The following is a 12,884-nucleotide window of genomic DNA, read 5'->3' on the forward strand; positions in this document are numbered from 1 at the left end:
AAACATTATTTTAATCTCGTTTCTTTCATCGTTTTTGTTTGTAATGTTTCGTTCATACGCACATTTTGTACTGAAGTGTCTAAGTCTATGACTTTTGTCTTGAATACATAATCGTGAATTGTTCTAGAAACATGTTTTTCTGAAAGTGTGAAAAAAGCGACTACAGAGTAAAGACCAAATGTTGCAATTGAAAAGAAGTATTTAAAAATCTCACGACTAATAAGTTTAAACTTGGAAGGATTGCTTCCATCCATATTAACTACTTTAATCTTTTGGAGTCTTTTACCGAATGTTTGACCAGCTTTTGTTAATTGCGGAAATATAACAAGTATAAAGAATGTCAAGATCAGTATGGCTGCTTGAATGTATGATCTAATACTGTCATCTATATTAGCTAATCCAAAGGCTGTTAGTATAAATATGATAATTAAACCTGAAATGTCTGCTGCAAATGCACGTACTCTTTTTTCGAATCTAGGTACCATGTTGATGTCCCTCTGCTTTCATTATCTGTGTGTTTTATTATAACACGGTATTTTATTGGAACTGATCCAATAACGGATTTTAATAAACTAGGTTTCATTATATTACACATTGTAAGCGATTACATTATGTAAACGATACCATATCGTTAAGTTGATATATTTTATGTGTAAAAGTGTAAATTTAAGTGTATATTGTATTTAACCAGTAGTTAAGAGTCCAAATGTAATATTTATACTATGCAAACGGTTTCTTATGCAAACGCTATCATTGAATACAATGAAAGACATAAATCTATGATATATTTAAATTCTAGGAGGATTGAGAAATTGAAAAAAATAATATTATTTTTATTAACTGTGATGTTAACTAGCGTATTAGCTTTATCAATTACTTATGCGAGTGAAAGACCAAATACTTTGGTCGTTCATTATTTTAGGTATGATGGCAATTACACAGGCTATAACATGTGGTTATGGCAAAATGAGCCTACTGGTTTAGACGGTAAACAATTTAACTTTAATAATACAAATGTAGATGAATATGGTGCTTATTATGAAGTGGATTTAGAAGCAGAAGGCTATAATGAAACGACTAAATGGGGCATAATTATTAAACAGGGTGCCTGGGATGGTTATAGAGAACCAGGTGGAGACAGATTTTTTAACCTGAGTGATGCCGAGTTAGTCAATGGTAAAATTCATGCTTACTTTGTACAAGCAGATACACGTATTGGTTTAAGTAGTGCAGATTTAGAAAATAATATACCGGATTACAGACCAAATATTTTATTTGTAGCATTTAATGCACAAAGGAATATCGTTGTAGATTTAACACATCCAGCAAGTAGTTATAAGGTATTTGAAAATGATGTTCAAATAAAATCAGGTAATTTTACTACTGGTCTTAGACAAACAATTGCTGATCTAAATATTGATTTAACTAAGACATATGATTTAGAAGTAACTTTTGCTGATTCTACAGCAAGAAAAACAGTCTCACTTCAAAATCTATATGACACACCTGAATTTGAAAATGCTTTTACATATGATGGACAGTTAGGCGCTATATATTCCAAGGATGAAACAACATTTAGATTATGGGCACCAGTTTCACAAGCTGTTGCAGTTAATGTCTATAATCAAGGACATCCTCAATATAACCGCCAAGGACAACCATCAGAAGAAACAAACCCAGTATCTAGTCATGATATGACACGAATCGAAAATGGTGTATGGGAAGTTAAATTATCAGGTGATTATGCATCTAAATACTATACTTTTGATGTCACTAATAATAATGTTACAAATGAAGTAACAGACCCTTATAGTTACTCAACAGGGGCAAATGGATTAAGAAGTATGATTGTTGACTTCGCTTCAACAGATCCTTTATATTGGGATTTTTCAATGAGACCTAATACAATTCAGACGTTTACTGATTACATCATTTGGGAATTACACGTTAGAGATTTAACCATACACAGTTCTTGGAATGGTACAGAATCAAGCCGTGGTAAGTTTTTAGGTTTAGCAGAATCAGGTACAACGTATTCAGCAAATGGTACAACCGTTACTACAGGGCTTGATCACATTGAAGAGTTAGGCGTGAATGCAGTACATTTACTACCTATCTTTGATTTTGGATATATTGATGAAGTAGAAGTGTTTAAAAACCCTAATACCGAAAATGTGTTTAACTGGGGTTATATGCCTTATCACTTCAATACTTTAGAAGGTTCTTATTCAACCAATCCATTTGATGGTAATGTTAGAATTTATGAATTCAAACAAGCTGTACAAGCATTCCATCAAAAAGATATTCGTGTGATTATGGACGTTGTTTATAACCATACAGGTGAATCTGAAGGTTCAAACTTCCATAAGATTGTTCCAGGTTACTTCCATAGATTAAACGCTAATGGTGGCTTCCAAAATGGTTCAGGTACAGGTAATGAAACAGCTTCAGAACGCAGTATGGTGCGTAAATTCATGGTGGATTCTACAGTGTTTTTAGCTGAAGAATATAAACTATCGGGTTTTAGATTTGACCTAATGTCATTACATGATATTGAAACCATGAATGCGATTAGAGAAGCTTTAAATAAAATTGATCCAACCATTATTTTATATGGTGAACCTTGGGCAGGTGGTGACACCCTAATTGATGGTGACATCGCAGCTGGTATGACAAATACCAATGATTGGGATCGTACTCAAGTAGGTAAAATGGATAGTGGTGTTGGTGCATTTAATGACTTATATAGAAATGCATTAAAAGGTACTCCAGATGGTGCTGAAGGCGGATTTGTTCAAGGTGCTATGGATTTTAATAAGATGCAAGATTTACGTAAAGGTATTAAGGGTGCTACAGAACAATTTACAAACTCACCGCTTCAAAATATCGTTTACGGTGAAGCGCATGATAACTTAACTTTACATGATAAATTAAGGTCATCAGGTGTTCCAATTAATGAAGTTAAACATGCTCAAGTCCAGTCAAACGCAATTGTATTAACCTCTATGGGTATTCCATTCCTTCATGCAGGTACAGAATTCCTAAGATCTAAACCACTTCAAAATGGTGGGTACGATCATAACTCATACGAATCTCCAGACAGTGTGAACCAATTAAGATGGGACCGCAAATTAGAATATAATGATGTATTTGAGTATCATAAAGCACTAATTCATATACGTAAGACTTATCAAGGTTTACGGATGGATAATATGACAGAAATTAATGCAAGATTTAATTTTGTTCAAACCTCACAAGATCATACAAATAAATCCCTTGCATATACAATTGATGGTGTTGGTAATCAACCGAAACTCTTAATTATTCATGCTGGACGTGTTACAGGTACTTCAGTCACGTTAAATGATGGTAAAACATACATGATGGTGACATCAAGAGCTGGTAGTCAAGGGTTATTCGATGTATCTAAAGGTTTAGTCACAAGAAGTTCTAAATTTGATGTATTAACACAAAATACAACCTCTATTTATGTTGAGGTGAAATCAACGGAGGCACCAACTTTAAAATCTGATGTTGTCAAAATAGGGTTAAATGAAACGTTTGATGGCTTAAGTAATGTGAATGTACCAGCAGGTGCAACTGCATATGCAACAACAATTGATACATCTATTCCGGGATTTAAAGTAGTAACTGTATCTATTACAGACTTCTTAGGTAATCAATCCAACTTATATTACGTAGCTAATGTTTCAGGCGGTATGTTTACAAACGTATTAGGAGGATTGTCATAATGAAAAAAATACTTTTAGTTGTATTTATCTTATTATCTTTAGTATTAGTTGCGTGTGACAGTTCAGGTAGTGCAACTGTTGATATAGAAAATGTAAATTTAACATCAGATATCTTAGAAGCTGATTTAAGAATAAAAGTTGAATATGAATCTAATGAAGAATTAATGGAACTTGTCACATCTGCAGTGAACCTAACTTATGCACATTATAAAGAAGATTTTGGTACAGAAGTATTTACACTCTACTTTACTGTATATGCTAAAGATGCTACTGAAGCATTAGGTGTTATCTCTTATAAAGTCAATGATTCAAAAACAAACCCAGGATTAACCTATATTGGTGATAATTTAAACTAATTAAATAGAAATAAATGAACAACCCTCTCCAATTAAGGAAAGGGTTGTTTTGTTAAGAAATATAATCGTTTATTTTGGATGAATCGATTTCTAATACTAATGTACCATATGCAGGTAACTCTAAGTTACCATATAGAAGTTTTACATACTCAACATCAACAACTTTTGTTGTAGAAGTCATATTATGTATGACCAGTACAGTTTGTCCTACACCTTCAAATTCATAGTGTCTTACATATCCTTGTAAAGAGGAAGTGTTTTCATTCCAAGCCTTTAAGAAATTACCATACATTAATCCTGGATTATCTTTTCTTAAGTTTGCTATTGCTTTATAGTGATTTAATAAGGAGTTTGGGTTGTCTAATTGAGTAGCAACACTTGGAGCACTATCACTTCCATTATATGGGTTTAACCAAGTAGTGGTTTTAGATACATCACCCCAAATAAATGGTGCTCTTCTATATTGATCATAAACTGCACCTTGTCCAAAATCTGTACCTTCATATCTAGTACCTGTCATACCTAATTCTTCACCATAGTATATGTGAGGAGAACCAGGAAGTGTTAATGTAACACTTGCTGCTAATTTTAGTTTTTCTAATCCATTTGGACCACTAAATTGACCAAGTGAAGCAATACGATCTAAGTCGTGATTACTCATAAAGATTGCTGGTGCGTAATTTGCATTATATGGTCTATAGGTATTGAATGCACGTTCAATATTAGATACAAAGAGTCTAGAGTTTGTACCATGACCTACTTTACTCCAAATTTCATTTGCTACATAGAAATCAAATAATGAATCTAGACCAATATAGTAATTTTGAACTGCACTATACTCATATTCAAATACTTCACCTAAGAATAACACACCCGGATCGTTTTGTCTTGCATGTGTCTGTAGACCCCTTAGAAACTCATGTGTTTTAGATGCCATAACTGCAGGATTGGTGCCTGGATCACCAATAAATAAGTGTTTGGCTGCATCAAACCTAAAACCTGTAATACCCTTATCTTGCCAGAATGTAACAATATTTTTGATTTCCTGAACAACTTCTTCATTTTGAAGATTTAAATCTTTCATACCACCTGCAAATGATTCAAAAGCAGTCGAAGGTGTTTGCCAAATATACCAATCTCTATAAGGAGAAGTAGATGCGTTATCTCTAGCGTCTACAAACCATGGATGTGTATCTGATGTATGATTGATAACTAAGTCCATCATAACGCGCATTTTGCGCTCTTTTGCCGCTTCAATAAGGTTTTCTAGATCTTCCATCGTGCCATACTCAGTATTCACGTCATAGTAGTCTCTAATTCTGTAGCCGTGATGTGATTCGAAGTCTAATTCAGTGTCATTAAAGGGCATCATCCAAATTGCAGTAACGCCTAAATCTTCTAAATAATCGAGATTTTGTGTTACACCATTAAAATCACCAATACCATCGCCGTCACTATCCGCAAAAGAGCGTATAAATATCTCGTAATAGATATCGTTTCTTGGATTTTCGGACCTTAAATTGACTTTATCATCACCATTAGTTGGTGTGCAAGCAATCAGTAAGCTGAGCATAGCTAATAAAGTAAATAAACTCAATATTTTTTTCATAATCACTTATCCTTCTTAATACAATTTATCAAATATAGTTATTACTTTAAATTTATCACAGAAGTTCATAATTTTACATTATATCGAATAAGCATTGCTATGTAAACGGTTTACTTTTAATAAATAACATCAAAAATACATAAATCAGCATATTTTTTGAGTATGAAAAGTATCCCACAAAATACAATTTTCACATTTGTAAAAAAACTAACAGACTTTAATACTTGAAAACGTTTGCAATTAAGTGCTTAACTATGTTACAATAACCATGATAGAAATCTTGCATCTATCAACATTAAATCAAAATATAATTCCTAGGGGGAAAACATGGCAACATTACATTTAAAAGACATCAATAAAATCTATCCCAACGGTGTTCAAGCAGTTTTTGACTTTAACTTGAAAATCGAAGATAAAGAATTTATTGTATTTGTTGGACCGAGTGGATGCGGTAAATCCACAACCCTCCGTATGATCGCGGGCCTTGAGGACATTAGTTCAGGCGAGTTATACATTGATGAAGAATACAAGAACGATACTGCTCCAAAAGACAGAGATATCGCAATGGTTTTCCAAAGTTACGCGTTATATCCACACATGACTGTGTATGATAATATCGCATTTGGTTTAAAACTGCGTAAAGTTCCTAAAGCTATCATCAAAGAAAAAGTACATGCGGCAGCGGAAATTTTAGGTTTACTACCTTATTTAGATAGAAAACCAAAAGCTCTATCAGGTGGACAAAGACAACGTGTGGCATTAGGACGTTCAATCGTACGTGATGCTAAAGTATTCTTGATGGATGAGCCTCTATCAAACTTAGACGCGAAGTTACGTGTTCAAATGCGTGGGGAGTTAATCAAACTTCACAAGCAATTAGATACAACAACTATTTATGTTACCCACGACCAAATTGAAGCTATGACAATGGCATCAAGAATCGTCGTTATGAACAAAGGTTACATTATGCAAGTGGGGTCACCTAAAGAAATTTATGACAGACCATCAAGTATTTTCGTAGCTGGTTTCATTGGAACACCTCCAATGAACTTCATTAACGGTAAGGTAAATGAAAAAGGTGTATTCGAAGCTGGTAAATACAGAATTCAATTACCTAATGATAAACTAGAAATAGTTACTCAAAATAAATATATCGGAAAGCCAATCGTTTTAGGTATCCGTGCTGAAGATATTCATGATGATGAATTAGTTATGAAAGCACATCCAAACGGTGTATTAGATGTTGAAGTTGACGTTGCTGAGTTACTTGGTGCTGAAACAAACATCTACATGGATATTAATGGATCAAATGTCATCGCTAAAGTTGACGCTAGAACTAACATTAGTATTGGTGATAAGATTCAAGTAGCATTTGACTTAAACAAGATTCATTTCTTCGATCCTGAAACTGAGTTAAGATTAGAACTTGATCCGAATGTGAAAACTCACGCTAGATTAGCTGTTGAAGCTGCTAAAGCTGCGGGTCATGACTTACCAACAACTAAAAAAGATGAAGTTGTTGAAGAAATCAAACCAGTAGTTGAAGAAACTAAATCAGTAACTAAAAAAGCTTCTAAAAAATAATTTTAGATGAAAAGTAAGAATCAAAAAATTGTTATTGATAGACGAGATTTAAAAGTTAGAGATAAACATTTTATCGAAAACAAACTCAAATATAAGATGACAATTGTTGAATCTAAAAAGAAATATAATCGTAAAAGATTAAAGAAAATTATAAATACAGAAGAGATCTAGCAAGAAGGTTTCTTCTGTTTTTTTAACAAAAAAAAGGAGAAGTGCGATGAGTTTATATGATATTGAAGTTACAAGATCAGATGGTTCAAAAGAAATGATGTCTAAATATAAAGGTAAAGTCTTATTAATTGTTAATACTGCTACAAAATGTGGTTATACTAAGCAATATGAAGGATTACAAGAAATCTATCATAATTATAAAGACAAAGATTTTGAAATCCTTGATTTTCCATGTAATCAATTTTTAGCACAAGCACCTGGCTCTATAGAAAAAATCAACGAATTTTGTCAAATTAATTTTGGGACAACATTCACATTATTTGATAAAGTGAAAGTTAACACTAAAAATGCACATCCACTTTACAAATTTTTAAAAGATAATGGTCCTGAAGAAGTTATCTTATCTCATGGTGCTCTAGTACCGTCAGGTAAACCAAAAGACAAAATTAGTTGGAACTTTACTAAGTTTTTAATTAGTAAAGAAGGTGAAATATTATATCGTTTTTCGCCAAAAGTAACACCTGAAGAGTTACTACCTTATCTATTAAAAACACTTTGACAACTGTGTGTAGATTATGATAATTATTGACTTTAAGGACTATTTTTGATATCATTATATCGTTATTAAAATGTAATAACACGGAGGAAGTACATAAATATGGAAGATTCAAGTAGCGGGCAGAGGACAACATTAAGTGATGACCCACACGAGGGGGTAACCTTCTAATGGGATTACAGATATTCTTAATTGTATTTTTTATTGTCTTAAACGGTATATTTGCAGCTAGTGAAATAGCACTGGTATCTGCAAATAGAAGAGAGATTCAAGAAGATGCTGATGCTGATGGTAAGAAAGCTAAAAAAGCTAAACGAGTGTTAAAACTCATTGAGAATCCAACAAGATTCTTGTCTACTATTCAAATCGGTATTACAATGTTTGGTTTTATTAATGGGGTGATTGCAGCAGATGCATTCTCTAATCTCATCTCAGACCAAATTGCAAATTGGACAGGGTTTGATACATTAATTATCATTCCGGTAGTCACATTTATAATCACACTGATTTTAACTTACTTCCAAGTGATCTTTGGAGAGTTAGTGCCTAAGCGTATTGCTATGAAGTCACCTGAACGTGTTTCATATATATTTATTGGGTTTTTAAGTGTGATTGCAGTTATAATGAAGCCGTTTGTTGTTTTATTAACATCTTCAGCAAATCTGATTATTCGTTTATTTGGCATTAACCCGCAAGATGATGATGACACATTATCCGAAGAGGAACTCATCTTGGAATTAAACGCCTCAGAGTCTAAAGGATTCATTGATAGTTCAGAAAATGAAATGATTCAAAATATTTTTGAATTTGATTCGACAACAGTTGAAGAAGTGATGACACATAGAACTGAAGTTTCAGCAATCAATGTAAATTCTACAAGAGATGAACTCGTAAAATTTGTAACAAATGAGAAATATACAAGATTTCCAGTATATGAGGAAACCTTGGATAAAATAGTTGGAACACTTCATGTTAAAGATTTACTAAAATATCTATCAGATCATGAAGATAAAAATGAATTTGATATTCAAGAAATACTAAGAGACCCACTATTTGTACCACAATCAAAAAATACAAGAGCATTGTTTAGGGAAATGAAATTAACTAAGACGCATATTGCGATTGTAATTGATGAGTACGGCGGAACTGCTGGTATTATCACCTTTGAAGACTTAATTGAAGAGATATTAGGTAATATTTCTGATGAGTATGATGAGGATGAAGAAGAAATTCAAACAATCAGTGAAGATAGTTATGAAATTGATGGTTTAATTGATTTAGATGATGTTGAGGATTTAATACATGCAGGTTTACCAATAGAGGATTATGATACTTTATCAGGGTTTATACTAGGCCAATTAGGGCGTTTTCCCGATGAGGATGAATCTATTGTCGTTGTCTATGGTAGTTACAGGTTTGAAGTCTTATCCTATGTGGATAAAATTATTGAAAGTGTACTAGTCACGCGCATACATGAAGATTTAGAAATAGAAGGTGAAAACCAAACAGATGCTACTTAAAAGCATCTGTTTTTTTGCATTAAAAAAGGTGTTTTTTGATAAACACCTTTTAATGTTTTATTTAGTTGGAATTAGTTTTGATAAAGTTACGAAATCAGATGCTGTAATTGTTACACCTGTAACACCATCAACTTCTTTAAAGTTACCATCACCGTCTGTTTCTGGTAATTTTTGGTTTTCAATTAAGAAGTCACCTGCTGATTTTGCTGCTTCAAAGTATTCGAATGCACCTGGACCATTCGGTCTTTTCATTGCATAAGATAGACCTAATTGATTTTTAGTTTTATATAAAGTAGGTGCATCTGATGTATATGGTGCAATAACTTTTAAGGTTGTTTCTTTACCTTCAATTTCAACTACATGTGTTTTAACTTTGTTCTCACTGTCTAAATCTAGACGGTATTGGCCAAATGCTGAATCATAATAAGCTAACACAATACGACCATTTACTACAACAAATGAACCAAAAGTATAATATTTGAATACTGGTGCAGTAATAATTTCTTCAGCTACTGGATCCCAAAAGTTTACTGCAGCTCTATCGGTTGCACTTGCTTTTGTTGAGAAGAAGTGGTAACCATCTTTATAATTACCTTTTTCAACTGGATCACTTGCTAAAGCTAATTCAGCTAAAGTGTAGAAATCACCTGTTGTAATAGATACACCTGCTGGCGCTGGAATGCGATCATTGACATCACCGTTAGATTCGATGAATTTATCGATCACTAACTCAGCTTGTTCATGCCACCATAAATCTGAATTCATATTATAGATACCTGCTTTTGAAGCAGCAACTTTATCCATACCTTTGTATGTGTTGTTAGCATCTCCTTCGATGTTGAAAGCATTCCATTCAGCACCTACAACTTTGTCACCTTTTTTCTCGATGACAACCCAATATACCCAAGATGAATTGTCAGTTGGTGTTTGACTTGCAAAATAAAATTTGCTTTCAGATGGGCCACAAGCAGTTAAAGCAACTGCCATAATTAATAATAATATAACGAAAAATCCTTTTTTCATGTTTTCCTCCATTTAATTTTATAAGATATCGTTTCTTCGTCTTTTATTATAGTTTATTAAAATATAGAAGTCAAAGAAAGTTATAAGAGAAAATGACATTTGTGTGAAAGTTATTACATTATCTTTCAGGATACCTTTTATTGCATTTTTTTTACAATATCATTTGACAAAAGCGAGTGAATAATTATTCGCTATTTTTCGCTTATGAATCAGTAGGTTTATTTTATAGCAACAGCCTCTGTCTTTTCATATAATTAGATTGAAACATAAGTAAAAAAAGAGTCTTTATAGATATAAGAGAGTTCATAGATATTATCGTATCTATTTCAAATAATATTTTTATTTTATTATCCATAGTCTTTTTATACTCGCTTTCAAACTATGAACTTTATAAACATAAACGCATTAATCAAGCCATATCTGGTATTGTTATTGGATTTTTAACCTTATTTTTAATGAGTAACCCAATGGTGTTTGTAGAAGGTATCGTTTTTGATACAAGGACCATACTAATCCCGATATCAGGTGTTTTCTTTGGACCCATTATAACAATCATAGCGAGTATCATTGCCATTGCATACAGAGTTAATTTAGGTGGTATTGGTATGTACGTGGGAATATCAACGATTATATTAAGTGCTTTAATTGGTATTATTTGGCGTTACATGTTTAGACGCTATAAATTTAAAAATAAGTATTTAGAGTATTATTTACTAGGATTTACATCAAATGCTCTAACTTTAGTTTTAATGTTGTTTTTACCTGATAGTATATATATTATTAGTCGTATATTTCCGATATACCTTCTAGTGTTTCCGGTAGTAACCATGTTAACTGGTGTAGTAATTAAACAACAACAGTTTAGAATACAAGCAAGCAACCTTGAAAAAGCACAATCACTATTACTTCAAAGCTCTATAGATTCTTCACACAATGTGGAAATATATGCAGTCGATAAGACTTATAAATATTTAACATTTAATATTTTTCACAAGAAACAAATTAAACAATATTTTAATGTGGATATTGAAGTCGGATTAAATGTACTTTCATTATTAAAGGAGAGTAATAGAAGATTTCGTATTAAGTCATGTTTTGATAGTGCTTTAAAGGGTGAAATTATTCATGATGTTATTTACACTTCCTTACCTGGTAACAAGATAATAGAAGAACATTTCACACCACTTCAACGTGGAAACGATATTCTTGGTGTCACGGTTGTTATCAGAGACATTACTGAACAACGTCTTCATGAAGATTCGATTATGAGATTAAGTTATTACGATAGCCTTACAACATTACCTAATAGAAGATTTTTCCAAGAAAGAATAGTGGAGGTTCATGATAATCAATACTGTCCTGTATCAATTATTACATGTGACATCAATGGTTTGAAGCTCTTTAATGATGCATTGGGACATAAAATGGGGGATTTGGTTCTTGTCAAAGTAGCAGGAATTCTTACCAAACACTTACTACCAAATGGTACAGTTAGTCGTATAGGCGGAGATGAATTTATTTATATTCTGCCAAACACTGATTATGATACAGCCCTTAAGATGATGGAAAAAGTCGATAATGAGTTTGATAATCATTTATTTAATGGCTTAAAACTATCAGTTTCTTATGGTATTGCGACTAAATTAGAAGGTGATCATATTGATGATGTTCTAAAACATAGTGAAGAACAAATGCATAAGAGTAAACTCTTTGAAAAAGCATCTCACCGCAGTGAATTTATTAAATCTATCTTAAATACCTTAAGAGAAAAAAATCCTCGTGAAAAAGAACATTCCACTAGAGTGGCGACTATTTGTACAGAAATTGGTAAATATTTAGGTATGAAAAAACATGATCTAAATTTACTTGAAGCGATTGCATCACTTCATGATATTGGAAAGATTGCCATTGATGAAGCAATCTTAAATAAACCAGGCAAACTAACGCCAATAGAATGGGAAGCAATTAAAAAGCACCCTGAAATTGGTTATAGAATTATTTCTACTGCCCCTGAATATGCAGAAATTGCAGAGGATATATTATCCCACCATGAACATTTTAATGGTCAAGGCTATCCAAGAGGGTTAAGCGGTGAAGATATTCCTATTAGAGCTAGAATAGTTTCGATTGCTGATGCTTATGATGCTATGAGGTCTAGACGTACGTATAAAGAACCGATGACACATGAACAAGCAATTTTAGAAATTAAACGCTGTTCAGGTACGCAGTTTGATCCTAATTTAGTAAATATATTTGTTGATTTAATTGATAATGGCGTATTAAGTATATAAACATAAAGGGTACACGCATAAA

10 protein-coding genes are annotated in these 12,884 nt (G+C 32.6%); 7 read left to right on the forward strand and 3 right to left on the reverse strand.

What is annotated here, in order from left to right; genetic code table 11:
* Positions 1 to 5: 5 nt before the first annotated feature.
* Positions 6 to 485 (reverse strand): RDD family protein, encoded by a 480-nt coding sequence (locus tag IY230_RS01165; RefSeq protein ID WP_196369517.1) that lies wholly within the window; start codon positions 483 to 485, stop codon positions 6 to 8.
* Between the two features lie 327 nt (positions 486 to 812).
* On the opposite strand from IY230_RS01165, the gene pulA reads away from it, so the two are divergent.
* Both pulA and IY230_RS01175 read left to right on the forward strand, forming a co-directional pair.
* Positions 813 to 3,752, forward strand: a complete 2,940-nt coding sequence (gene pulA, locus IY230_RS01170; RefSeq protein WP_196369518.1) for a type I pullulanase — start codon at positions 813 to 815, stop codon at positions 3,750 to 3,752.
* Entirely contained in the window at positions 3,752 to 4,108 is a 357-nt protein-coding gene (locus IY230_RS01175) for a hypothetical protein (RefSeq protein ID WP_196369519.1), read from the forward strand. The genes pulA and IY230_RS01175 overlap by 1 nt, the downstream gene beginning before the upstream one ends.
* A 52-nt stretch (positions 4,109 to 4,160) precedes the next feature.
* On the opposite strand, the gene IY230_RS01180 is transcribed toward IY230_RS01175, so the two are convergent.
* Positions 4,161 to 5,717, reverse strand: a complete 1,557-nt coding sequence (locus IY230_RS01180; RefSeq protein ID WP_196369520.1) for an alpha-amylase family glycosyl hydrolase — start codon at positions 5,715 to 5,717, stop codon at positions 4,161 to 4,163.
* A gap of 327 nt (positions 5,718 to 6,044) precedes the next feature.
* Here IY230_RS01180 and IY230_RS01185 point away from each other — a divergent pair, with 327 nt between their 5' ends.
* The 4 genes from IY230_RS01185 to IY230_RS01200 all read left to right on the forward strand — a co-directional run bounded on the left by IY230_RS01185 (position 6,045) and on the right by IY230_RS01200 (position 9,548).
* Positions 6,045 to 7,301, forward strand: a complete 1,257-nt coding sequence (locus tag IY230_RS01185) for an ABC transporter ATP-binding protein (RefSeq protein WP_196369521.1) — start codon at positions 6,045 to 6,047, stop codon at positions 7,299 to 7,301.
* 6 nt (positions 7,302 to 7,307) lie between these two features.
* Positions 7,308 to 7,472: a hypothetical protein gene (locus IY230_RS01190; protein ID WP_196369522.1), complete on the forward strand. Its 165-nt coding sequence runs from the start codon at positions 7,308 to 7,310 to the stop codon at positions 7,470 to 7,472.
* Between the two features lie 46 nt (positions 7,473 to 7,518).
* Positions 7,519 to 8,031 (forward strand): glutathione peroxidase, encoded by a 513-nt coding sequence (locus IY230_RS01195; protein WP_196369523.1) that lies wholly within the window; start codon positions 7,519 to 7,521, stop codon positions 8,029 to 8,031.
* Between the two features lie 167 nt (positions 8,032 to 8,198).
* Entirely contained in the window at positions 8,199 to 9,548 is a 1,350-nt protein-coding gene (locus IY230_RS01200; RefSeq protein WP_196369524.1) for a hemolysin family protein, read from the forward strand.
* A gap of 57 nt (positions 9,549 to 9,605) precedes the next feature.
* Here the strand turns inward: IY230_RS01200 and IY230_RS01205 are convergent, their stop codons facing one another.
* Positions 9,606 to 10,571: a hypothetical protein gene (locus IY230_RS01205; protein WP_196369525.1), complete on the reverse strand. Its 966-nt coding sequence runs from the start codon at positions 10,569 to 10,571 to the stop codon at positions 9,606 to 9,608.
* Positions 10,572 to 11,002: 431 nt separating this feature from the next.
* On the opposite strand from IY230_RS01205, the gene IY230_RS01215 reads away from it, so the two are divergent.
* Positions 11,003 to 12,862: an HD domain-containing phosphohydrolase gene (locus IY230_RS01215; RefSeq protein ID WP_374978441.1), complete on the forward strand. Its 1,860-nt coding sequence runs from the start codon at positions 11,003 to 11,005 to the stop codon at positions 12,860 to 12,862.
* Positions 12,863 to 12,884: the final 22 nt, after the last annotated feature.

Origin of the sequence: Acholeplasma laidlawii (assembly GCF_015709225.1) — a bacterium.
GTDB lineage: Bacteria > Bacillota_I > Bacilli_A > Acholeplasmatales > Acholeplasmataceae > Acholeplasma > Acholeplasma laidlawii_A.